Consider the following 23597-nt stretch of genomic DNA (forward strand, 5'->3'; position numbering starts at 1 on the left):
GGGACGGTCCTCAGTGGACACATCGGTTGAGCGGATCGTCGAGGCGCTGCGCAAGTCCATGCTGGACAACGAGCGCCTGCGACAGCAGAACGCGCGGCTCGCCGCGGCGGCCACCGAGCCGATCGCCGTGGTCGGCATGGCGTGCCGCTACCCGGGCGGCGTGACATCCCCGGACGAGCTGTGGCGCCTGGTCGACGAGGGCCGCGACGGGGTGACCGGGTTCCCCACCGACCGCGGGTGGGACCTGGACGGCCTGTACGACCCCGAACCGGGCGCGCCGGGCCGCAGCATCGCGCGGGAGGGCGGCTTCCTGCACGACGCCGCCGACTTCGACGCCGACTTCTTCGGCATCAGCCCGCGCGAGGCGATCGGCGTGGACCCGCAGCAGCGGCTCCTGCTGGAGACGTCGTGGGAGGCGATCGAGAGCGCGGGCATCGACCCGCGCTCCCTGCGGGGCAGCCGCACGGGCGTGTTCGCCGGCGTGATGTACCACGACTACGGGTTCGGCACGAGCGACGGCAGCCTGGTCACCGGGCGGGTCGCGTTCTCGCTCGGGCTCGAGGGCCCCGCCGTCACGGTCGACACCGCCTGCTCCTCGTCCCTGGTGGCCCTGCACTCGGCGGTGCAGGCGCTGCGGTCGGGGGAGTGCGGGCTCGCGCTCGCCGGCGGGGTCACGGTGATGGCGACCCCGGACATGTTCGTCTACTTCAACGTCCAGCGCGGCCTGGCCCGCGACGGCCGGTGCAAGTCGTTCTCCGCCGCCGCCGACGGCACCGGCTGCTCGGAGGGCGTGGGCGTGCTGCTGCTGGAGCGGCTGTCCGACGCCCGGCGCAACGGCCACCCGGTGCTCGCGGTGGTGCGCGGCAGCGCGGTCAACTCCGACGGCGCGTCCAGCGGGCTGACCACGCCGAACGGCCCGGCGCAGCAGCGGGTGATCAAGCAGGCGGTCGCCGCGGCCGGCCTCACCCTGGCCGACGTGGACGTGGTCGAGGCGCACGGCACCGGGACCGTGCTGGGCGACCCGATCGAGGCGCAGGCGCTGCTGGCCACCTACGGCCGGGACCGGCCCGCCGACCGCGCGCCCCTGTGGCTCGGCTCGATCAAGTCGAACCTGGGGCACACCCAGGCCGCCGCGGGCGTCGGCGGCGTGATCAAGGTCGTCCAGGCGATGCGGCACGGCGTGCTGCCGCGCACGCTGCACGTCGACGAGCCGACGCCGCACGTGGACTGGTCCGCCGGCGCCGTGGAGCTGCTCACCGAGGCGCGGCCGTGGCCGGAGCACGGTGGCACGCGCCGCGCAGGCGTGTCGTCGTTCGGCATGAGCGGCACCAACGCGCACGTGATCCTGGAGCAGGCGCCCGCCGAGGACGCCGCTGACATCGTCGAGCCCCCGCGTGCGGTGTGGCCGCTGGTCGTGTCCGCGAAGACGCCGGAAGCGCTGCGCGGCCAGGCCGCCGCCCTGCTGGCCCGGATCGACGCCCGGCCGGACGCCCGCGTGGTCGACCTCGCGTTCTCCCAGGCGACGACCCGCACGTTGTTCGACCACCGCGCGGTGGTGCTCGCCGCCGACCACGACGAGGCGCGCTCGGCGTTGGCCGCAGTCGTGGCCAGTCGACCGCACGCGGACGCCGTCGTCGACCACGGCCGCAACCGCGCCCCGGCGGTGTTGTTCACCGGCCAGGGCGCGCAGCGGCTCGGCATGGGACGCGACCTGCACGCGGCGTTCCCGGCGTTCGCCGCCGCGTTCGACGCCGTGCTCGCCGCGCTGGCCCCCCACCTCGACCGGCCGCTGCGCGAGGTCGTGTGGGGCGAGGACGCCGGGCTGCTGGACCGCACCGACTTCGCGCAGCCCGCGCTGTTCGCGTTCGAGGTCGCGCTGTACCGGCTGGTCGAGTCGTGGGGCGTGCGGCCGACCGCGGTCGCCGGCCACTCGATCGGCGAGCTGGCCGCCGCGCACGTCGCCGGTGTGCTGTCGTTGGAGGACGCGTCCACCCTGGTCGCCGCGCGCGGTCGGCTCATGCGGGAGCTGCCCGAGGGCGGCGCGATGGTCGCGGTGCGGGCGGGCGAGCACGAGGTGCGCCCCCTGCTGACCGACGAGGTGGACATCGCCGCGGTCAACGGTCCCGACGCGGTGGTGCTCTCCGGCGTCGAGTCCGCCGTGCTGGAGCTGGCCTCCCGGTTCCCCCGGGCCAAGCGCCTGCGGGTCTCGCACGCGTTCCACTCGCCGCTGATGGAACCGGTGCTCGCGCGGTTCCGGGAGGTCGCGGCCGGGCTGACCTACCACCCGCCGACGCTGCCGGTGGTGTCGATGACCACCGGGCAGAAGGCCGGCGCGGACGTGCTGTGCTCGCCGGAGCACTGGGTCCGGCACGTGCGCGACGCCGTGCGCTTCGACGACGCGGTGCGCGCGATGGCCGCCGACGGCGTGCGGACGTTCGTGGAGCTGGGCCCGGACACGGTCCTGTCCGCGCTGGGGGAGGAGTCCCTGGCGGACCCCGAGGTGGTGTTCCGCGCCGCCGCGCGCCGGGGCCACGACGGGCCGCGCGGTGTGCTCGCCGCGCTGGCCACGGCTGTCGGCCGCGGTGCCGCCCCCGACTGGGCCGCGTTCTTCGCCGACAGCGGCGCCCGCCGCGTCCCGCTGCCCACCTACGCCTTCCAGCGCCGCCGCTTCTGGTCGCAGGCCGAGGTCGGGCAGGACTCCGACGCGCGGGCGCACGGCCAGCTCAGCGCCGGGCACCCGTTGCTGTCCGCCGTGGTGCCCTTGGCGGACGACGGCGTCGTGCTGACCGGTCGCCTCGACCCGCGCGGCCACCAGTGGCTCGCCGACCACGCCGTCAACGGCCGGGTGCTGCTGCCCGGCACGGCGTTCGTGGAGCTGGCGCTGAGCGCGGGCGGCCACGTCGGGTGCGACGCGTTGGAGGAACTGGTCCTCACCGCGCCGCTCGTGCTCACCGGCGTTCTCGCGATCCAGGTGGTCGTGGACCCGCCGCACGAGGACGGCCACCGTCGCGTCCGCGTGTACTCGCGTCCCGCCGGTGACGCCGAGGCGTCGTGGACGTCGCACGCGGACGGCGTGCTCACCGCCGCTACCGAGCCCGCGTGGGAGCCTCCCGCCGAGTGGCCGCCCGCCGGCGCCACCCCCCTCGACACGGACGACGCGTACGAGCGGATGGCCGAGCGCGGGTACGACTACGGCCCGGCGTTCCAGGGCCTGCGGGCCGCGTGGCGGCGTGGCGACGAGGTGTTCGCCGAGGTGGCGTTGCCGGAGCAGGCCCAGCGGGGAGCCGGGTTCGTGGTGCACCCCGCCCTGCTCGACGCGGCCCTGCACGCCGACGTGCTGCAGGACACCGGCGCCACGCTCCTGCCGTTCACGTGGACCGGCGTGACGCCGCACGTCCACGGTGCCGCGGAGCTGCGCGTCCGGTTGCGGCGGCAGGCCGACGACCTGGTGGCGGTCGACGCGGCCGACTCGTCGGGCCGGCCGGTGCTGTCGGTGGCCGCCCTGCTGTCCCGGCCGGTGGCGCGGGAGTTCGGCGGCTCGCTGTTCGGCGTCGAGTGGCGGACCGCGCCCGCGGGCGAGCTCGGCGAGCCGTTCACCGTGCACGAGTGCGTGGCGCCGGACGGGTTGGCCGTCCCCGACGCCGTGCGCGCGGCCGTGGGCGATGTGCTCGCCGCCGTTCGGTCCTGGGTCGCGGACGACCGTCCGGGCAGGCTGGTGGTGGTGACCCGCGGTGCGGTCGCCACGGCCGAAGGCGAGTCGGTGGACGTGCGGCTGGCTCCGGTGTGGGGCGTGGTGCGCGCCGCGCAGGCCGAGCACCCCGGCCGGTTCACGGTGGTGGACGTCGATCGTGCCGACGCTTCCCTCGCGGCGGCCGTGGCGACCGGTGAGCCGGAGATCGCGTTGCGGGGCAACGAGATCCTGGTGCCCCGGCTGGTCCAGGCGACCGGCTCGGCCGTGCGGTGGCCCGTGGACGGCACCGTGCTGATCACCGGTGGCACCGGTGGTCTCGGCGCGCTCGTCGCCCGTCACCTGGTCGCCGAGCACGGTGTGCGACGGCTGGTGCTGGTGAGCAGGAGGGGTGCGGCGGCGCCGGGCGCGGACGCGTTGCGCGACGAGCTCACCGGGCTGGGCGCCGAGGTCACCATCGCCGCGTGCGACGTGTCGGACCGTGGCGCGGTGGCGGCGTTGCTGGCCGACCACCCGCCCGCCGCCGTCGTGCACGCCGCCGGTGTCGCCGAGAACGCTTTGGTGGGTGCGATCACCGACGAGCAGGTGGACCGCACGTTGCGGGCGAAGGCCGACGCGGCGTGGCACCTGCACGAGCTCGCGGGTGACGTGGCGGCGTTCGTGCTGTTCTCGTCCGCCGGTGGTCTGGTGCTGGCGTCCGGGCAGGCTGGTTACGCCGCGGCCAACGTGTTCCTGGACGCGCTCGCCGAGCACCGCCGTGCGGCCGGGCTGCCTGCGACGTCCGTCGCGTTCGGACTGTGGGCCGTCGGCACCGGGCTGAGCGGTGACTTGGCCGAGGCCGACTTGGAGCGGATGCGACGGCAGGGCCTGCCGCCGTTGTCGGTCGAGGAAGGGCTCGCGCTGCTCGACGCGTCGGTGGGCGAGGACCGGGCGAGGTCCGTGGCGTTGCGGGTGGACCTGCCCGCGTTGCGGCGCCGGACCGACGAGGTGCCCGCGGTGCTGCGCGACCTGGCGCGCCGTCCGGCCCGCCGGGAACCGGTCGCGGTCGGTGGTGCGGCGCTGGTCGCGAAGCTGGCCGGGCTGACCGAGGCCGAGCGGGAACGCGTGCTGCTCGACCTGGTCCGCACGCACGCGGCGGCGGTGCTGGGGCATGAGCGGACCGCCGCGGTGGCCGCCGCGAGCGGATTCCTCGACCTCGGTTTCGACTCGCTCACCGCGTTGGAGCTGCGCAACCGGCTGGCCGAGGCCACCGGCCACCGCCTGCCGCCGACCCTGATCTTCGACCAGCCGACCCCGATCGCCCTGGCCAGGCACCTGCGTGACGAACTGGCCCCGCCGGTGGAGGAGGTTCCCGCGAGCCTCGACGACGCCACGGCTGATGAGCTGTTCGACATCCTGGACCGGGAGCTCAGCGGCTGATCGGTGGCACGGGGGAGGTCCCGGCTGGATCGGGACCTCCGCGGCTGACCGGTGGTTCGGTGGTCGGTCGTCGGTGGTTGGTGGTTCGGTGGTTCAGCCCGGCTCGATTTGACATGGGGCCCCTTACGGGCACTCCAGGCAGGCCAAAGCCGGCAGGCCCGGCGGGGAAGAGCGTCCCGCCAGGCCTGCCGGCTTCGACCAGCCTAAAGCACCCGAACCCCATGTAAAATCGGGCCTCTGCGGTGGTGTGGCGGGTCCGTTGTGGTCGTGTGTAGTGGGCGGTGGTTCCGGGTTGGTTTGGTGGGTTTAGCGTCGGGGGGCGAGCTCTGGACGTTCGGCCTTGGTCACGTAGTCGGACACGTCGACCGAGCGGTGGGGTTTGCGGGCCAGGGCTTCCTTGATCGGCACTTCGAGGCGGCGCTGCTTGGCCGCGTCCCGCTCCTCGCGGCGCGCTTCGAACTCCGGCATGACCTCGGCGGCGAACAGTTCCAGGGCCTCGCAGACGTGCTCGTGCTTGTTGGCCCCGATCTGCGCCTGGAAGATGATCTGGTCCACGCCCGCGTCCTCGTAGGCGCGGATGACCTCGGCGAGTTGCTCCGGCGTGCCGATGCCGCGGCGCAGGGCGGCGCGTTCCGCGCGCGTCTTCGGGTCCATCGCGGCGAGCGCGGAGTCGCCCAGGTCGCGCACGAACCCCAACTGGTGGCGCATCCGCTCGAAGTCCGCCGTGACGTCGGTGACGCCGGGGCGGTGCTTGCCGTTCACGTAGTAGTGCATGAACGAGTAGGCGAAGAAGTAGGCGCCGTCCAGGCCGCGGTCGAGGGCTACCTGCTCGTCCTGGTGGCACATGAACGGCAGCACCAGCGCGAAGTTCGGGTTCACCGAGAAGCCCATCGGCAGGCACTCGTCGGAGGCCAGCGTCTCGTAGTAGGCGTCGACCCGTTCCTTGGCCTGCTCGGGCGAGATGAAGGCGAACGACAACGCGCCCATGCCGTTGCGGGCCGCGGTCTCCACGGTCTGCGGGCTGCTGCACGCCACCCACATCGGGGGGTGCGGCTTCTGCTTGGGCTTGGGCAGGACGTTGCGGGGCGGCAGGTCGATGAACCGGCCGTTGTGCCCGGTGAACGGGGTCTCGGTGAGCAGGCGGGTGATGACCTCGACGGCCTCCTCCCACTGCTCGCGCTTGGTCTCCCGGTTGACGCCGAACGCCTCCAGCTCCAACTGCGTGCTGCCCTGCCCGGTGCCGAAGTCGACCCGGCCACCGGAGATCAGGTCCAACGTGGCCAGTCGTTCCGCCACCCGCACGGGGTGGTTGACACCGGGGGGAAGGGACACGATCCCGTGCGCCAGCCGAATCCGCTTGGTCCGCGCCGCCGCGGCGGCCAGGACCACCTCGGGCGCGGACGAGTGCGAGTACTCGTCCATGAAGTGGTGCTCTGTTTCCCAGGCGTAGTCGAAACCGAGCCGGTCGGCCAACGTGATTTGGTCCAGCGACTCGTTGAGCATCCGCTCTTCACTGTCCTCGGCCCACGGCCGGGGAAGCTGGTGGTGATACAGGAGCCCAAATCGCATGACCATCCCCATTTCGTCGGGAAACCCCGTGTCGTCCGCTCGCTTCGCCCCGAAGTATTCGGCCGCCCAAGGCCAACAGGCAACCATTACCAGCCCGGTCTCTCGGACATTCCCACAGTTAGGGGTGCCTAGGGGATAGCAGGAAACCCCGCCCCGCCGAGGCCGCTGACCCCAACCCGCCCTCAACGGACCCGAAACCACCCCGCGGAGGCCCGATTTGACCTGGCTTTCGCACCCCCACAGCCCCGACCAGACCACCAAACAGCCCCGACCCCCACAACACTCAGGCCCCACGACCTCCCAACCGGGAGTCGCGGGGCCTGAGCGGACGCGGCGCTGACGGGGTGCTGCTAGTCGCCCTCTGGCAGTGCGGCCTCCAAGGGTCGACCCTTCGTCGCACGCATCGCGAACGTGAACGTCGCGGCGAGCACGAGCACGAATGCCGCCCCGATCACGGCGAAGTACATCCACACCGGGCCGACCGGGAACGGCGAACCCGTCCGCGCCAGGCTGAACGACACGATCGTCGTCGGCGCGATGAGGCTGCCGAGCACGATGCCGATGAGCGCCACCAGCACGCCCTCCAGCATCGTCATCCTCATCACCTGGCCGCGGGTCGCGCCGGTGAGCCGCTGCAACCCGAACTCACGACGCCGCCTGCCGACCGACAGCGCCAACGTGTTGATCACCGAGATCGCGATGAAGCCGAGCAGGATGGTCAGGAACAGGTAGTTGATCGTGGCCATCGCGTCGAGGTAGTTCTCGAACGCCTCGTTCAGCTGCTCCCGGTTCACCACGTGGCTGCCCGGGTGGGCCGCCGTCACCGCCTCCACCGCCGCGGTCAGCTGCGCCGCGTCCGTGCCGGCCGCCGGCGCCGCCACGATGTGGTTGGGCAGGCCGGACGTGGTGTGGTCGGCGAGCAACCGGGCGGGCAGGATGATCGAGGTGAAGTCCTCGTCCTCGGCGTGCAGCGCGACGACCCGCAGGTCGACCTCCGCGCCGTCACCGAGGCGCATCGTGATCGAGTCACCGACCTTCACACCCATGGCCTGCGCGTGACCCTCGTTGAGCGACACCGAATCGCCCTCCAGGTCCGCCAGCGAGCCCTGCGCCACCGTGGTCGTGGTGACCTGCTGCGCGGCGTCCGCCGTCAAGCCCTTCAGCTGCCAGCCGCCGAGGCTCTGCTGACCGGCCCACGCGTCGGCCGGCGAGGTGATGAACCCGTTGCTCACCAGGAACTCCGACGCCGTGCCGACCCCCGGCACCGCCCGGACCTCCTCCAACACGGAGGGCGCGAACCCGTCCGGTCCCGACCGCAGGATCGTGTTGGCGCCGAAGCCCTCGGTGTACTTGCCCACCGTGCTCTGCTCGGTCGTGTTCACGTACAGGCTGCCGGTGCCCACGGAGACCAGCAGGATCAACGGCGTGATCACGGCGGCCACCTGAGCGGGCCGGGCCCGCGCGTTGAGCGTGGCCAGCGTGCCCGAGAACCCCGACAGCGCGCGCAGCAGCGGACCGAGCACGGCGACCATGAGCCGCGAGACGTCCGGGCCCAGCAGCAGCAACGCGATCGCCAGCAGGATCGACGACCAGGTCGCCGGTCCGGCCACGAACGGGCCGCTGACGAAGTTGAACGTGACGAAGACCAGGCCACCGGAGTAGATCACGCACAGGATGGCCAGGCCCCGCCGGACCCACCCGGCGCGGGTGCGCTGGGCGGCGAGGTCGCCGAGCGCCTCGATCGGCCGCGTCTTGGTCGCCCGCCGACCGGCCACCAGCCCCGCGCCCACGGCCGTGACCAGGGCGGTCGCCACCGCGGCGACGGTCGGGATCCAGCCGAGGTGGAACGCCATCATCTTGGGCGCGATCTCCGCGTCCACGACCCGGCTGAACAGCCAGCGACCCAGCAGGACGCCCGGCGCGACGGCCAGCGCGGAGGCGACCAGCGCGACCGCGATCGTCTCGCCGAGCACCATCCGCCGCAGCTGACCCGGCGTCGCGCCGACCGCGCGCATCAGCGCGAGCTCGCGGTGGCGGTTCTGCAGCGCCAGGGTGAGCGTCACCGCGATGCCCAGCAGCGACACCAGGAAGGCGACGCTGGCCAGCATCAACGAGATCAGCAGCAGGTCGTCGGACTCCAACGCGACCGGGTACTCGGCGTGACCGCGCTGGTCACCGGTCAGCACGGTCGCCTGCTTGCCCGCGACCGCGTCGGTGATCCGCTGGGCGAGCGCCGCCGTGTCCGTGCCCGGCTCGGGCAGCACGGCGATCGCGTCGACCTTCGACGTGTCGGTCACGAACCGGCGCGCGTCGTCGCCGGTGAAGAAGACGGTCGCCGAGTTGTTCGCGCCCGGACCGCTCGCGATGCCGGCGACCTCGAACTGCTCGACACCGCCCGCGATGGACAGCGTGACCGGCTCGCCGACCTTCGCGCCGGACTGCTGCTGCGCGATCGGGTCGAGCACGACCTGGCCCGCGGTGGGCGCGGCGCCCTCGCTGAGCGAGTACGGGCGCAGCTTCGCGGTGTCCCAGTCGTGGCCGGTGGTGGCCAGCGGCGTGCCGCTCGGCGGGGTGGTGCCCAGCGGCAGGACCGGGAAACCGCGGTCCGGCACCGCTTCGGCGACACCCGGGACGGCCGCCACCGTGTCGACCAGGTCCTCGTCGAGCCGGATGCGCTCGCTGAACGAGCCGGTCGCGCCGAACCTCTGATCCCCGGTCACCACGACCGGCGCGGCGGCCAGCCGTTCGGCGGGGATGGCGTTGAGCATGGTGGTCTCCAGCAGACCACCCGCCGCGATCATCATCGCCGCGCACAGGAACATGCCGACGAACGTCGCCACGAACCCGGCCCAGCGGTGCCGCAGCGTCAGCAGGGCGAGGCGCAGCATCAGGCACCCCCGAACGCGCTCGACCCGACGGCGTCCTTGTCGGCCCAGGCGCCGAGCATCGTCATGCGCTCGGCGACGGTCTCGGCGGTGGGGTTGCGCAGCTCGCTGTCGATCTGGCCGTCCGCGAGGAACACGACGCGGTCGGCGTAGGAAGCGGCGGACGGGTCGTGCGTGACCATGACGATGGTGTGCTGGTGGTTGCGCACGGCGTTGCGCAGCAGGGTCAGCACGCTGCGGCCGGAGCGGGTGTCCAACGCGCCGGTCGGCTCGTCGGCGAAGATCACGGCAGGGCGGGTGATGAGGGCGCGCGCGACGGCGACGCGCTGCTGCTGACCACCCGACAGCTCGGTCGGCCGGTGGTGGCGGCGGTCCGCGAGACCGACCTGCGCCAGGGCGTCCTCCACCGCGGCGCGGTCCGGCTTGGTACCGGCCAGCTGCAGCGGCAGCGTCACGTTCTGCTCGGCGGTCAGCGCGGGCAGCAGGTTGAGCGACTGGAAGATGAACCCGATGCGCCGGCGGCGCAGCAGCGTCAACTTCTTCTCGTTCAGCTTGCCGAGGTCGACGCCGTCCAGCACGACCGTGCCGGAGGTGGGCTGGTCGAGCCCGGCCGCGCAGTGCAGCATCGTGCTCTTGCCCGACCCGGACGGGCCCATGACGGCGGTGAAGGTGCCCTTCTCGAATTCGAGCGAGAGATCGGCCAGCGCGGTGACGCTGTTCGCACCTTTGCCGTAGACCTTGCGCACGGAATCCAGCCGGACAATCGCCGTGCTCGAGGATTTCTGGGTTTCCACTTCGTGACTCCTCAAAGGTTCGTCAGCGCCGTTCGTCGTGCCGCATCGCATCTGGCAGCGACACTACGAGCGGTTGGCGCTCCGTTGGAATGGGGCGCGCCCTGAGCCGGTGGGTAGGGCTAGCCTCACCCCTGGTCGCTGGCGCTGACACCAAGACCGCCGGGGGGTCGGCCGGTCCGGCGTTCCTGCGGTTTTCCCGGTGGTCGCGGTCCTCGGCGCTCACGCCGGGAACAGCTCATCGAGCTTTCCCGACACCTCGTCGTCGAGCGGCGCGCCCAGCGCGCGTTCGGCCGAGGCCAGGTGGTCCAGGGTGCGCGGGCCGATGACCGCGCCGGTGATCCCCGGCCTGGTCAGCACCCAGGACAGCGCCACCTCGGCCGGGTCCGCGCCGAGCTCGGCGCAGAGCTTCTCGTACTCGCTGATCCGGTCCCGCTGCGTGCGCATCTCGACCTCGGCCCGGCCCTGCGCCGTCTTGACCGCGGTGCCGTCCGCGAGCTTGCGCACCGCGCCGCCCAGCAGACCGCCGTGCAGCGGCGACCACGCGAACACCCCGACGCCGTAAGCGGTGGTCGCCGGGATCAGCTCGGCCTCCGCGCCGCGCCGGACCAGGTTGTAGACGCACTGCTCGGACACGACGCCGAGGTTCCCGCGCCGCACCGCCGCTTCCTGCGCCGACACCAGGTACCAGGCGGCGAAGTTGGACGTGCCGACGTAGCGGACCTTGCCCTGCCCGATCAGCACCTCCAACGCGCCCCACACCTCGTCCCACGGCGCGGTGAAGTCCATGTCGTGCAACTGGAACAGGTCGATCCAGTCGGTGCGCAACCGGCGCAGCGACGCGTCGCAGGAGGCGATGATGTGCCGCGCGGACAACCCCTGGTCGTTGGGCCGGTCGCTCATCGGCTGGCACACCTTCGTGCCCAGCACCACCTTGTCCCGCCGGCCGCCGTCACGGGCGAACCACTCGCCGATCAGCTCCTCGGTGAATCCCTTGTGGACCTGCCAGCCGTAGTTGTTGGCGGTGTCGAAGAAGTTCACGCCGCGGTCGAGCGCGGCGTCCATGATCTCGAAGCCCTCTTCGCGGGTGGTGCGCACGCCGAAGTTGAGCGTGCCGAGGCACAGCCTGCTCACCTTCAGCGCCGTGCGGCCGAGCCTGACGTGCTGCACCGTCACCCCTCGTCCCAGTTCGACGCGCCGAACGTGCTGTGCAGGCAGGCGATCAGGCTGCGCGCCTGCACGTTGACGTAGTGCCCGTGCCGCAGCAGGCTCACCAGCTGGTGCAGCGTCATCCAGCGGTAGTCGTCCGCCAGCTCCGGCGGCACGTCCAAGTCGACCTCGACCACGGTGTAGCGGGTCTGCGCGTTGAAGAACCGCCCACCCTCCTCGGACAGGACCGTCTCGAACCGCACCCGTTCCGCCGGCGCGTCGAGCACCTCGTCCAGGAACGGCGGGCGCGCGGCGTCGGGCAGCGCGGCGTAGTTGCTCGGCATGCCCTGCACCGTCGGACCCAGCTCGACCACGTCGAGGTAGCCCGGTTCCACCCGCGCGTTCACCAGCACGTGCAGCACGCCGTTGATCGGCTTGGCGAGGAACGCCACCACGCCGACGTCGGTGGGCTCGATCATCGGCTGGGTCCAGCTGCGCACCTCGCGGTTGCCCGCGACCGTGTCGACGCCGACGACGTTGAAGAACAGCCCGCTCTCGTGCGAGATCCGCTCGTCCGTGCGCACCCAGTGCTCGACCTGGTCCAGCGGGATGCGCTGGGTGGTCACGTCGTGCCGGGTCCGCGCGCCGGTGATCCAGCTCAGGATCTCGCCGGTGGTGTGCAGGCTGCCCTCGTCGTCGCTGCACGACCGCAGCACGTCGAGCCGCACCGCGCCGGCCGCGGCCGAGAACGCGTCGGTCAGCCGGTCACCGGAGAACGGCAGGCAGGACAGCACCGTGCGGGAGTCCATGTTGACCAGGTTGTCGATCTCGAACAGGTGGTGCAGCTGGCCGATCGTCAGCCAGCAGAACCCGTCGAGCAGCTCGACGTCGTCGGTGGTCTCGACGATGATGTTCCGGTTCCGCTTGCGGTAGTACCAGGAACCCTGCTCGGACTGCAGCACGTCCGCCAGCACGTGGTTGCGGTCGGTGTCGGTGAAGTAGTCCAGGTACGGCACCGGGGCGCCCTTGTGCACCCGCGTGTAGTTGCTCTTGGTCGCCTGCACGGTGGGGGACAGCTGCAAGGTGTTGCAGTTCCCGGGCTCCATCTTGGCCTGCATCAGGCAGTGCAGCACCCCGTTGAACTCCTTGACCAGGATGCCCAGGATGCCGATCTCCGGCTGGTTGATGATGGGCTGGGTCCACGCGGGCACGGCGGCGCCCTCGATCCGCACCGACAGGCCCTCCACCACGAAGAACTTGCCGCTGTCGTGGACCAGGTTCCCGGTGTCCGGGTCGGTCCGCCACCCCTTCAGGTCGCGCAGCGGGATCTTCTCGATGACGCTGCCGTCGGTGGCCAGTCTCTCGGCGAACCACTGGAGGAACTCGGGCAGCGACATCTCGGAACCGGAGTCGGCGAGGACCGACTCGGCGATGCGCACGGGTGTCGTCTCATCCGTGGTGCGCAGCAGGACGGCTCGTGCCGCCGTGGTTTCGGACACTGGGCACTTCCTGTGGCTCGTGAGCGGGCCGGCGCGGTCGGGAAGGGCGGACCGGCGCTGGAAAGGGTCGACGGTGCCGCGTGACCGGGTAGAGTGGAGGGACGGGTCGACGCGGTCGACCCGCTCGATCGTGTTGCCTCGGCGCGGTGGAATCAAGGCCGGCGCGGAACCTAAGGGTGAGGTCGGGGGGTGCGCCCGGGTTCCGTAAGGGGCGGCCGAGGGGTGGCCGGTGTTCCGTAGGGGTTGAAGGGGCGGTCGACCGGCCCGCACCATGCAGGAATGCCTGACGAGCCTCTTTTCAGCAGCCCGCTGCACGTGGGGCGCCCGAACGTGGGTGAACGGTCTCGCTTGTTCGAGCTCCTCAACGAGGCACTGGACAGGCTGTGGCTGACCGACGGTCCCCTGGTCCGCGAGTTCGAGCAGCGACTGGTCGAGGTGACCGGCGCGGATCACTGCGTGGCCGTGGTCAACGCGACGGTCGGCATCCAGCTCGCCGCCAGGGCGTGCGGCATCGGGCCGGGTGACGAGGTGATCGTGCCGTCGTTCACCTGGGTGGCCACCGCGCACGCGCTGAGCTGGATCGGCGTCGTCCCGGTGTTCTGCGACATCGACCAGGGGACCGGCAACATCGACCCCGAGCACCTGGAGCGGGTGATCACCCCGAGCACCAAGGGGATCGTCGCCGTGCACGTGTTCGGCCGGCCGTGCCCCATCGCCGAGCTGACCGCGATCGCCGAGCGGCACGGCATCCCGCTGATCTTCGACGCGGCCCACGGCCTGGGCTCGACCTACGGCGGCGTGCCGCTGGGAGGGTTCGGCGCGGCCGAGGTGCTGAGCTTCCACGCCACGAAGTTCCTCAACAGCTTCGAGGGCGGCGCGGTGGTGACCAACGACCCCGAGCTGGCCGCGCGGATCCGCGCCATGCGCAACTTCGGCATCGACCCGGACCGCGACGTCGTCTCCCACGGCACCAACGGGAAGATGAACGAGGGCGTCGCCGCCATGGGCCTCACCTCGCTGGAGGTGATGGACGAGATCATCAAGCACAACCTGCTCAACTACGAGCTGTACCTCAGGGAGCTGGCCGACGTGCCGGGCGTGACGGTGCGGGAGCAGGCGCCGGACGAGCGGTCGAACAACCAGTACCTGGTGATCGAGGTCGACGGCGCGGTCGCCGGGCTGTCGCGCGACGAGATGTGCGACGAGCTGCACGCCCGCAACGTCATGGCGCGCCGCTACTTCCACCCCGCGTGCCACCAGATCGAGCCTTACAAGCAGGCGCCCGAGGTGCACGCACCCCTGCCGCTGCCGCACTCGGAGGCCTTGGCCGAGCGGGTGCTGGCGCTGCCGACCGGCACGTCCATCGGCGAGGAGGAGATCATCGGCATCGCCGCGATCATCCGCGCCGTCGTCACCGAACGGGGATCCCGTGTACGACGCTGAGTTCGCCGACGCCTACGACGCGATCTACCAGGCGCACAAGGACTACCGGGCGGAAGCGGACGTGATCCGCGGCCTCGTGCTGGACCGCTGCCCACACGCGACCACGTTGCTGGACCTGGGCTGCGGCACGGGCTCGCACCTGGTCCACCTCGCCGAGCAGTTCGACGTGGTGGGCGTGGACCTGTCCGCGGCCATGGTGGAGCACGCCCGGGCGAAGCTGCCGGACGTGCCGATCCACTGCGGTGACATGCGGGACGTCGCGCTGGACCGCGAGTTCGACGCGGTGTGCTCGATGTACAGCTCCGTCGGCTACCTGCCCGGCCTGGCCGGGCTGCGCGCGGCGGCCGAGAACATGGTGCGGCACCTGTCGCCCAAGGGCGTCCTGGTCGTGGAACCGTGGATCCTCGCCGAGCACTGGAACGGCGGCGAGCTGGTCACCGCGACGTTCGAGCACAACGGGGTCGTGGTGTCGCGGATGGGCCGGTGGAAGACCGTCAAGGCGCGCAGCGTGGTGGAGATGCACTACCTGGTCAGCGACGCCGAAGGCGACAACATCCGCTACTTCACCGACCGCCAGAGCCTGGGGCTCTACACGAAGGCGGAGTACGAGGCCGCGTTCGCCGACGCCGGCTGCCCGGTGGAGTACGTCGAGGGCGGCGGCCACGCGGCACGCGGGCTGTTCGTGGGCACCAGGCCGCTCTGACCCGGCGTCCACCCCGGACGTCCCTTGTGGACGAAAAGCCCGGCTGGGACGATTCCCAGCCGGGCTTTCGCGGTCCTCCGGTCAGGCCGTGCGACGGCGGAACATCACCGTGCAGAACACGATGCCGGCGGCGGCGATGCCCACGCACCAGATGATCGCCAGCAGCGGGTTGTCACCCACCGGCGTGCCGAGCAGCAGGCCGCGGATGGTCTCGATGACCGGCGTCACCGGCTGGTACTCCGCGAACGGCTGCAACCAGCCCGGCATGGTGTGGATCGGCACGTACGCGCTGCTCGGGTAGGGCAGGAACACGACCACGAAGGTGAACGCGTTCGCGGCCTCGCTCGACCTGGCCAGCACGCCGACCGACGCGGCCAACCACGCCATCGCGAAGATGAACAGCGCGATGATGCCGACCGCGCTGAGGATCTCGAGCGCGGTCGCCTCGGACCGGAACCCGTAGAGCAGCGCGACGCCGACCACCGGGATGAGCGTGACGATCGTGCGGACCGTGCCGACCAGGACGTGACCGGCGATCACCGGCGCGCCGCTGATGTCCATGGACCGGAAGCGGTCCACGATGCCGCCGGTCATGTCGTTGTTGACGGTGACCGCGGTGGTGGCGGCGCCGAAGCCCGCGCAGGTCAGCAGGATGCCGGGGGTGAGGTAGAGGATGTAGTCGGTGCCGGTCTGGATGGCGCCCGCGAACAGCGACATGAACAGCACCATGATCGCGATCGGCAGGATCCAGGTGGTCAGCAGCGCGTCCAGGTCGCGCAGCGCGAGCCGGGTTGCCCGGCTGCTCATCGCGGGCCACTGGCCGAGGCGCGACGGCGGGGTGGCGGTGTCAGACACCGGAGATCTCCTTCTCGTGCTTGGCCTCGGCGTCGCCGTCGGCCTTCCCGGTCTGGTCCTCGGCCCGGGTCGCGGCACGCCCGGTGAGCGCGAGGAACACGTCGTCCAGCGTCGCGCTGTGCACCTCGAACTGCGTGACCGCGGTGCGGTCCGCGTCGATCTCGTCCAGCAGCGCCCGCATGTGCGCCGCCGTGCCGTCGGTCGCGATGCCGATCGTGCGGCGGGACTCCTCGCGGTGCACGGCTCGCTCGCCGAGGAAGCCCAGGGCGGCGCGGAACGCGGCGTCGTCGACGAACGTGACGTCCAGCCGCTGCTCGGCCACCCGCTCCTTCAGCTCCGTCGGCGTGCCCTCGGCCACCACGCGCCCGCCGTCGAGCAGCGCGACGTGGTCGGCCAGCTCGTCGGCCTCCTCCAGGTACTGCGTGGTGAGGAAGATCGTCACGCCGGCGGCGGTCAGACCGCTGATGACCTCCCACATCATGCGGCGGCTGCGCGGGTCCAGGCCCGTCGTCGGCTCGTCCAGGAACACGATGGACGGTTGGCCGACGAGGCCGGCCGCGAGGTCGAGCCTGCGGCGCATGCCACCGGAGTAGGTGCCCACGCGGCGGGTCCCGGCCTCGACGAGGTCGAACTGCTCCAGCAGCTCCTTGGCCCGCGCGCGGGAGCGGGCGCCGGACAGGCCCGACAGCTGCGCCATCATGCGCAGGTTCTCCTCGCCGGTCTGCCGCTGGTCCAGCGCGACCGACTGACCGGTCAGGCTGATGGCGCGGCGCACCTTGCGCTGGTCGGTCAACAGGTCGTGGCCGGCCACGCGCGCCGTGCCGCCGTCGGGGCGCACGAGGGTCGACAGGATGCGGACCATCGTCGTCTTGCCCGCGCCGTTGGGGCCGAGGAGCGAGAAGATGCTGCCCCGGGCGACCCGGATGTCGACGCCGGTGAGCACTTGGACCGACCCGTACGATTTCACCAGGCCGTTCGCCTCGATCGCGAAGTCATCGGCCATATCCGTGGTCCCCCTCGTTCGGTTGAGCGGTGCGACGTTCGTGGTGGGTGGTTGAATGATCAACGGCCGGGGCGCACGGAAAACCGACCACCGGTGCCGGGACGCGGTGCCGATCGCGGCGTCCACGACGCGTCGGGCGCTTGATCTGCGGGGATTGTGCCATAGGGCGCACCCGCAGGCAGCTGTTTCCCACGCTTCGCGCCCCCTATCGTTCGCAGTAGCCGTGCCGGGGCCATTGGGGTGAACGCGAGCTTTCGCGAGTGCGCCGCACGGGTGTATTGCCGGGTAACACTCACCGGGTGCGACGGGGGGTTTCGCCCGACAAGGGTTGAATTAGGGGGCCGCTAGGGGCCGTCCGTACGGGGCGGCGGTTCATACCGTCGGCAGTACCCGCCTCAGACATGAGCCCGCCTACCGAATTGGACCCTCAGCGATGTCCCACCATTTCCTGTTCGTCGGCATCCCCGACCGCGGTCACGTGTTCCCGAACCTCTCGGTCGTGGCCGAGCTGATTCGCCGCGGTCACCGGGTCACCTACGTCACCGGTGAGAGCATGGCAGAGGTCGTCAAGCCCTCCGGGGCCACGCTGCTCCCGTACGACTCGAAGTACGACAAGGTCGACATCCTCGACATCATCAACTCCGACGCGTCGTTCATGCCGCGCACGTTGGTCGAGGACAGCGGCGCGATGGTCCGGGCGGCGCTGGAGGGCCTGGCCGACGACGTGCCCGACATGGTCATCGCCGACTCGGCCACGCCGCTGGCCTGGCGGATCCTGGGCCTGAAGTGGCAGCGGCCGGCCCTGCAGTCCGTCTCGGTGTTCGCCTCGAACGAGCACTTCTCCTACCTCCACGCGATGATGGAGGACGAGGACGGCGTGGTCAGCGAGGTGCCCGACGAGATGGGCGACGTCTTCGGCGCGATGGCCGAGGTCATCGCCTCGTTCGGGATCGAGACGCCGGTGGCGGAGTTCGTCCTGCCGGGCGAGGAGTTCAACCTCGTCTACCTGCCGCGGGCGTTCCAGTTCGCGGGGGAGACCTTCGACGAGGAGCGCTTCGCGTTCGTCGGTCCGTCGATGGACGACCGGCCGTTCCTGGGCGAGTGGACGCCGCCCGCCGGCGACCGGCCCGTCGTGCTGGTGTCCCTCGGCACGGTGTTCAACCAGATGCCGGAGTTCTTCCGGGTCGCCGCGGACGCGTTCGCGGCGGAGCCGTGGCACGTGGTCATGACCGTGGGCGACGGCATCGACCCGGAGGAGATCGGCCCGCTGCCCGCGAACGTCGAGATCCACCGCTGGCTGCCGCACCTGGAGGTGCTCGACCGCGCGAGCGTCTTCGTCACCCACGGCGGCCTCGGCAGCGTCATGGAGTCCCTCCACACGGGCACGCCGATGGTGATGATCCCGTTGACGCCGGTCGACCAACCGACCGCGAAGCGGATCACGCAGCTGGGCGTCGGCCGCATCCTGCCCTTCGGCACCATGTCGGTGGAGGAGCTGCGGGACCTGGTCGCCGAGGTGGCCGCCGACGAGGAGATCGCGGCGAACACCCGCGAGATGCAGCGGCACGTGCGCGAGTCGGGCGGCAGCAGGCTGGCGGCCGACGTGCTGGAGAAGCGCCTGGTCGACAACGGCTGATCGGGCGTTCGGCGCAACCTTCCCCCGCATCCGGCCCGGTGTGCCATTCTACTGACCTGGGCTGGCGGGGGGAGCTCATCGCCATCAACGGGCGGTGACGTTCAGGTCGGAGGCGACATGTTGGTGCGCAGGGACGGGGTGTTCGCCGGGTCCCGCAAGGGCATCCTGCGGACGTTGGGCTTCTTCTTCGCCAGCGCCGTCCCGCGCGTCGTCCAGTTCGGCCTGACGTTCACCGGCCTGGTGGTCGGCGCGATCACCACCCCGATCTGGATCGGCATACCCATCGTCGAGGGCACGCTGCGGATGACCGGCTGGTTCTGCCGGATCGAGCGGCAGTGGGTCGGTCGGATGCTCGACGTCGAGGTGCCGCCGGTGGCACCCATCGAGTTCGACCCGGACGAGGACCGCGGTCTGATCCGCCGCGTGTTCCGGCGCATCACGGACTCGCGGACGTGGCGCGAGGTCGCCTACGTGGCGCTCGCGATGCCGCTGGGCCTCGCCGAGCTCGCCGTCGCGGCGATCGGCGTCGTCCTCGTGCCGGTCAGCATCTGGGCCGTGCCGTGGATCGGCTTCGCCCACGGCCTGGTCGCGCGCGGCGTGCTGGGCCCGACCAAGAAGTCCGAGCTGCAACGGCGGGCCGAACGCCTCCAGGCGTCACGGGCGCGCGGCGTCGACGCCGCCGAGGCCGAGCGCCGCCGCATCGAGCGCGACCTGCACGACGGCGCCCAGCAGCGGCTGGTGTCGGTCGCGATGAGCCTGGGCCAGGCCAAGATGCGGCTGGCCCAGGACCCTGAGTCCGCGCGCGAGTTCATCGAGGAGGCGCACGTCGGCGCCAAGCTCGCCGTGTCGGAGCTGCGCGACCTGGCCCGCGGCATCTCGCCCGCGGTGCTGCGCGACCGGGGCCTCGACGCCGCGCTGTCCGCGCTCGCGGCGAAGTCGCCGATGGACGTGCGCATCGACACCAAGCTCAACCCCCGGCCGCCGGCGGCGGTGGAGACGACGGCCTACTTCATCGTCGCCGAGTCGCTGACCAACGCGGCCAAGTACGCGGAGGCGACCGAGGTGACCGTGCGGGCGCGCCGCGACGGCGACGGCGTCACCGTGGAGGTCACCGACAACGGCGTCGGCGGCGCGAAGATCCGCCCGGGCGGCGGGCTCGCCGGGCTGGCCGACCGCGCGGCCACCATCGACGGTGTGATCACCGTGGAGAGCCCGGTCGGCGGACCCACCGTCATCCGCGCTGAGCTGCCCTGTTCGTGGTGACGCGAAGCGCCGGGTGCCGCGGTGCTCGGCCGGTAGGGTGCCTCGCGTACCGGCATTGCTGTCAGGAGAGCGCATGCGTGTTGTGATCGTCGAGGACGCCGCTCTGCTCCGGGCGGGGGTGCAGCGCCTGCTGGCCGACGAGGGCATGGAGACGGTCGCCGCCGTGGACAACCCCGACGACTTCCTGCGCGCGGTCGAGGAGCACCGGCCGGACATGGCGATCGTGGACGTGCGGCTGCCGCCGACGTTCACCGACGAGGGGCTGCGCGCCGCGGTGGCGGCCCGCGAGATCGTCAAGGACCTGCCCGTCCTGGTGCTGTCCCAGTACGTCGAGGAGACCTACGCGGCCGAGCTGCTGGCCGGCGGCACGACCGGCATCGGCTACCTGCTCAAGGAGCGCGTGGCCGACGTGGCGGAGTTCCTCGACTCGGTGCGCCGGGTCGCGGCAGGCGGCACCGCGATCGACCCCGAGGTCATCTCGCAGCTCATCGCGCGGCGCAAGGTCGACCCGCTCGCCGCGTTGACGCACCGGGAGACGGAAGTACTCGGCCTAATGGCCCAAGGTCTGTCCAATCGGGCTATCGAACGGGACCTGCACGTCTCCTCGGGGGCGGTCGAGAAACATATCGGCAACATCTTCGCCAAACTCGGCCTCGATGTGACTCCCGATGAGCACCGACGCGTGCGCGCCGTGCTCACCTATCTCGGTCACGCGTAGCGGGAACCCTTTTCGCGGAATGTCCGCGAACACACCACACCCCATCCGTTTGTGGGTAGGCTCCACTCGGTCGCACCAGCGACCACCACGCACGGTGAAGAGTATCGGGGCGCCGTCCTACCACGGCTCCCCGGTCGTCTCGTATTGATACGGATACCTCTCGCGCCGTGTTCAGGTCTTCGCTTTGAGTGATGTACCCGTGAGCTGGCTTGGGGGTCAGACGCATGGCGTTTGTTCAATACGAGGAAGCGTTCGATTTGCTGCAAGGTCGCCTCGCGGAAATCTCCGCGGGCTGTGGCCAACTGGTCGTGGTGCGCGGTGGGCCCGCGAGCGGCAAGACGAAACTTCTTCACGAATTCGCGGGGTTGGTGACGGCCGGTGGTGCGACTTTTCTCGGCGCCAGCGGCTCCCGTGACGAGACCGGCTTGCCGGCGGGGGTGCTCGACCAGTTGTTCCACAGCGCCGGCTTGCCCAGCGGCGTCGCCGAACGGGTGTGGGACCGGCTCGCCTCCTCCGCCGACGAGGCGCAGACGGCCCGGGAGATCTGCGCGATCATCCTGGACCTGGCCAAGGACCGACCGCTGGTCATCGGCGTGGACGACGTCCAGTACGCCGACGCCCAGTCCCGCCGCCTCCTGCTGTACTTGCAGCGGCGGCTCGGCTGGGCGCGCATCCTGCTCGTGGTCACCGAGTGGGACCGGTCGCAGCCGACCGACCTCCTGTTCGGCTCCGAGATCACCCGCCGCCCGCACGACCGGCTCCACCTCGCCCGGTTGACCAGGCTCGGCGTGGCCGAGCTGGTCGAGCGGTCCGTCGTGGACCCGGCCGAGGCGGGCAGGCTGGCTCCGGAGGTCCACCGGCTCAGCGGCGGCAACGCGATGCTGGTGCAGGCGCTGCTGGAGGACTACCTCAACAGCGGCGACGCCGAGCGGTGCGAGCCGGTCGTGGGCCCGGCGTTCCGGCACGCCGTGCTGTCGTGCCTGCACCGCTGGGACAACCAGACGCTGGACGTGGCCCGTGCCGTCGCGGTGCTGGGCGACCTCAGCCAGCCGACCGAGCTCTCCTTGCTGACCGGGGTGGACGGCAAGGACGTCGAGCAGGTCCTCGCCATCCTCACCGAGGCAGGGATCCTCACGGCGGGCCGGGTCCGGCACCCCGCGGTCCGGGACGCCGTCCTCGGCGGCATGTCGGCCTGCGAGCGCGCCACCGCGCACCTGGACGTCGCCGAGATGCTGCACCGCCGCGGCGCGTCCGCGATGGACGTCGCCGACCACATCATCTCGGCCGGCTGCGTCCCGGACGGCTGGGGCGTCGGCCTGCTGCGCGCCGCCGCCGAGCAGGCCCTGGCCACCGACCGCGTGCAGCTGGCGCTGCGCTGCCTCAAGCTCGCGTTCACCGCGTGTGTCGACGAGCAGACCAAGTTGACGATCACGGCCATGCTCGCGCGCGCCTCCTGGCGGCTGAACCCGGCCGCCGCCGCGCCTTATGTGCCCGCCCTGCGCACGGCGTTGCAGGAGGGCAAGCTGTCCGGCCGCGACGCCGTCGTCCTCATCCGCTGCGCGCTGTGGAACGGCGACGACGAGGAGATCGCGGACGTCCTGCGCGCGGCGCACGACAGCGCGGCGCTCTCCGATCCCCTGATCGAGGCCGAGCTGCGGCTGGCCCACCACCTGATCTACGGGTCGGGGCGCAACCACTTCCCCCCGTCCGACCGGCCCGCGGCGGGCGACCCGTGGTCGCAGGCGGTGGCCGCGGTCGAGACGGTGTGGACGGAGGGCGCCAACGACGCCGCGTCGGCGAGCGCCGAGCAGATCGTGCGCAGCTACTGCCTCGGTGACAACACGCTCGGCATCGTGTCGTCGGCGCTGCTCGCGCTCGCCTACGGCAACCGGCTCGACAAGGCCACCGAGTGGTGCGACTCGCTGGTGGACGAGGCGACCAGGCGCGGCGCGAGCACGTGGCTGGCGGTGTTCAGCAACATCAGGGCCGAGGTGGCGCTGCGGTGCGGCGACCTGGCGGCGGCCAAGGCGAACGCCGAGACCGCGTTGCGGGTCCTGCCGCCGCAGAACTGGGGCATGGTCGTCGGCTACCCGGTCTCCGTCCTGGTGAGCGCGTTGACCAGGACGGGCAGACACCAGGAAGCCGCCGAGGTCCTGAACTCCGTCGTCGTGCCCGAGTCGATGTTCTCCACCCTGGGCGGGCTGCGGTACCTCCAAGCGCGCGGGCACCACCTGCTCGCCACCGACCGGGCGCTCGCCGCGATCCGGGACTTCCGGGACGCGGGCGCGCAGGCGGAGAAGTGGGGCCTGGACGTGCCGGCGCTCGTGTCGTGGCGCAGCGACGTCGCGGAGGCGAGCCTCAAGCTCAAGCGGGTGTCCGAGGCGCGCGACCTGCTCAGCCAGCAGCTCGAACCCGGCCGGTGCGTCGACCTGCGTACCAAGGGCATCTCGCTGCGGCTGCTCGCGCTGGCCACCGAGCCCGCGCACCGGCCGGCCCTGCTCAAGCAGGCCATCAACGCCCTGCACACCTCGGGCGACCGGTACGAGTTGGCCAGGGCGCTCTCCGACCTGAGCGCGGTGCAGAAGCACCTGGGGGAGGTCGAGCTGTCGCGCCAGACCGCCAGCCGCGCGGAGCAGGTCGCCAAGGCCTGCCGCGCCGTCACGCCGACGGGGTCGGTGGGGGCCACGTCACGGCAGCGCACCGCGCCGCACCCGACGACGCCGGTCATGCACGCGCCGGACGCGCGGCCGGTCACCCTCACGCCTCGCGGTGACGAGGGCGCGCAGGTGCTGAGCAACGCCGAGCAGCGGGTCGCGATGCTCGCGGCGAGAGGGCACTCGAACCGCGAGATCGCCCGCACGCTCTACATCACGGTCAGCACGGTCGAACAACACCTGACCCGCGTGTACCGCAAGCTGAACGCCAACAACCGCGGCGACCTGGCCTCGGTCCTGACGGCACAGGGCGTGTCGTAGC

General features: G+C 71.7%; 13 protein-coding genes and 1 pseudogene. 7 read left to right on the forward strand and 7 right to left on the reverse strand.

The window, feature by feature from the left end; translation table 11 throughout:
- Nucleotides 1-31: 31 nt before the first annotated feature.
- A pseudogene (locus LNK82_RS14925) lies at nucleotides 32-5107 on the forward strand (type I polyketide synthase); the annotation flags it as partial.
- A 306-nt stretch (nucleotides 5108-5413) separates the two neighbouring features.
- On the opposite strand, the gene LNK82_RS14930 reads toward LNK82_RS14925, so the two are convergent.
- The 5 genes from LNK82_RS14930 to LNK82_RS14950 form a co-directional block, all read right to left on the reverse strand.
- Nucleotides 5414-6676 (reverse strand): LLM class flavin-dependent oxidoreductase, encoded by a 1263-nt coding sequence (locus LNK82_RS14930; RefSeq protein WP_230567574.1) that lies wholly within the window; start codon nucleotides 6674-6676, stop codon nucleotides 5414-5416.
- Between the two features lie 350 nt (nucleotides 6677-7026).
- Nucleotides 7027-9564, reverse strand: a complete 2538-nt coding sequence (locus LNK82_RS14935) for an FtsX-like permease family protein (protein WP_230567575.1) — start codon at nucleotides 9562-9564, stop codon at nucleotides 7027-7029.
- A complete protein-coding gene (locus tag LNK82_RS14940; protein WP_230567576.1) occupies nucleotides 9564-10355 on the reverse strand; it encodes an ABC transporter ATP-binding protein in 792 nt (263 codons plus the stop codon). The genes LNK82_RS14935 and LNK82_RS14940 overlap by 1 nt, the downstream gene beginning before the upstream one ends.
- 219 nt (nucleotides 10356-10574) lie before the next feature.
- Complete coding sequence (locus LNK82_RS14945) at nucleotides 10575-11522, reverse strand: aldo/keto reductase (RefSeq protein ID WP_230567577.1); 948 nt, start codon at nucleotides 11520-11522, stop codon at nucleotides 10575-10577.
- Nucleotides 11523-11524: 2 nt separating this feature from the next.
- Nucleotides 11525-13000, reverse strand: coding sequence for an NDP-hexose 2,3-dehydratase family protein (locus tag LNK82_RS14950; protein ID WP_230567578.1), 1476 nt, complete (start codon nucleotides 12998-13000; stop codon nucleotides 11525-11527).
- Between the two features lie 348 nt (nucleotides 13001-13348).
- Here LNK82_RS14950 and LNK82_RS14955 point away from each other — a divergent pair, with 348 nt between their 5' ends.
- Nucleotides 13349-14443 (forward strand): DegT/DnrJ/EryC1/StrS family aminotransferase, encoded by a 1095-nt coding sequence (locus LNK82_RS14955; protein WP_230567579.1) that lies wholly within the window; start codon nucleotides 13349-13351, stop codon nucleotides 14441-14443.
- Complete coding sequence (locus LNK82_RS14960) at nucleotides 14430-15146, forward strand: class I SAM-dependent methyltransferase (protein WP_230567580.1); 717 nt, start codon at nucleotides 14430-14432, stop codon at nucleotides 15144-15146. Before LNK82_RS14955 ends, LNK82_RS14960 begins: the two co-directional genes overlap by 14 nt.
- Nucleotides 15147-15227: 81 nt before the next feature.
- Here the strand turns inward: LNK82_RS14960 and LNK82_RS14965 are convergent, their stop codons facing one another.
- Together LNK82_RS14965 and LNK82_RS14970 are read right to left on the reverse strand one after the other, a co-directional pair.
- The gene (locus tag LNK82_RS14965) at nucleotides 15228-16001 is read right to left on the reverse strand and encodes an ABC transporter permease (RefSeq protein WP_230567581.1); all 774 of its coding nucleotides are present in this window, start codon (nucleotides 15999-16001) and stop codon (nucleotides 15228-15230) included.
- Complete coding sequence (locus LNK82_RS14970; protein WP_230567582.1) at nucleotides 15994-17004, reverse strand: ATP-binding cassette domain-containing protein; 1011 nt, start codon at nucleotides 17002-17004, stop codon at nucleotides 15994-15996. The genes LNK82_RS14965 and LNK82_RS14970 overlap by 8 nt, the downstream gene beginning before the upstream one ends.
- A 433-nt stretch (nucleotides 17005-17437) precedes the next feature.
- Here LNK82_RS14970 and LNK82_RS14975 point away from each other — a divergent pair, with 433 nt between their 5' ends.
- The 4 genes from LNK82_RS14975 to LNK82_RS14990 all read left to right on the forward strand — a co-directional run bounded on the left by LNK82_RS14975 (nucleotide 17438) and on the right by LNK82_RS14990 (nucleotide 23596).
- Nucleotides 17438-18640: a macrolide family glycosyltransferase gene (locus tag LNK82_RS14975; RefSeq protein WP_230567583.1), complete on the forward strand. Its 1203-nt coding sequence runs from the start codon at nucleotides 17438-17440 to the stop codon at nucleotides 18638-18640.
- Between the two features lie 117 nt (nucleotides 18641-18757).
- Nucleotides 18758-19903: a sensor histidine kinase gene (locus LNK82_RS14980; RefSeq protein ID WP_230567584.1), complete on the forward strand. Its 1146-nt coding sequence runs from the start codon at nucleotides 18758-18760 to the stop codon at nucleotides 19901-19903.
- 73 nt (nucleotides 19904-19976) lie between these two features.
- Nucleotides 19977-20621 carry a response regulator transcription factor gene (locus LNK82_RS14985; RefSeq protein ID WP_230567585.1) on the forward strand — a complete coding sequence of 215 codons (645 nt, stop codon included), beginning with the start codon at nucleotides 19977-19979 and terminating at the stop codon, nucleotides 20619-20621.
- Between the two features lie 224 nt (nucleotides 20622-20845).
- Entirely contained in the window at nucleotides 20846-23596 is a 2751-nt protein-coding gene (locus tag LNK82_RS14990) for a helix-turn-helix transcriptional regulator (protein ID WP_230567586.1), read from the forward strand.
- Nucleotide 23597: the final 1 nt, after the last annotated feature.

It is taken from the genome of Saccharothrix luteola (genome assembly GCF_020859565.1).
GTDB classification, from domain to species: Bacteria; Actinomycetota; Actinomycetes; order Mycobacteriales; family Pseudonocardiaceae; genus Actinosynnema; species Actinosynnema luteola.

Bases quoted from the DNA above. Each gene is read 5' to 3' on its own strand.
- LNK82_RS14930 (WP_230567574.1), bottom strand. From the start codon at position 6,676: ATGCGATTTGGGCTCCTGTATCACCACCAGCTTCCCCGGCCGTGGGCC.
- LNK82_RS14935 (WP_230567575.1), bottom strand. From the start codon at position 9,564: ATGCTGCGCCTCGCCCTGCTGACGCTGCGGCACCGCTGGGCCGGGTTC.
- LNK82_RS14970 (WP_230567582.1), bottom strand. From the start codon at position 17,004: ATGGCCGATGACTTCGCGATCGAGGCGAACGGCCTGGTGAAATCGTAC.
- LNK82_RS14975 (WP_230567583.1), top strand. From the start codon at position 17,438: ATGTCCCACCATTTCCTGTTCGTCGGCATCCCCGACCGCGGTCACGTG.
- LNK82_RS14980 (WP_230567584.1), top strand. From the start codon at position 18,758: ATGTTGGTGCGCAGGGACGGGGTGTTCGCCGGGTCCCGCAAGGGCATC.
- LNK82_RS14985 (WP_230567585.1), top strand. From the start codon at position 19,977: ATGCGTGTTGTGATCGTCGAGGACGCCGCTCTGCTCCGGGCGGGGGTG.
- LNK82_RS14990 (WP_230567586.1), top strand. From the start codon at position 20,846: ATGGCGTTTGTTCAATACGAGGAAGCGTTCGATTTGCTGCAAGGTCGC.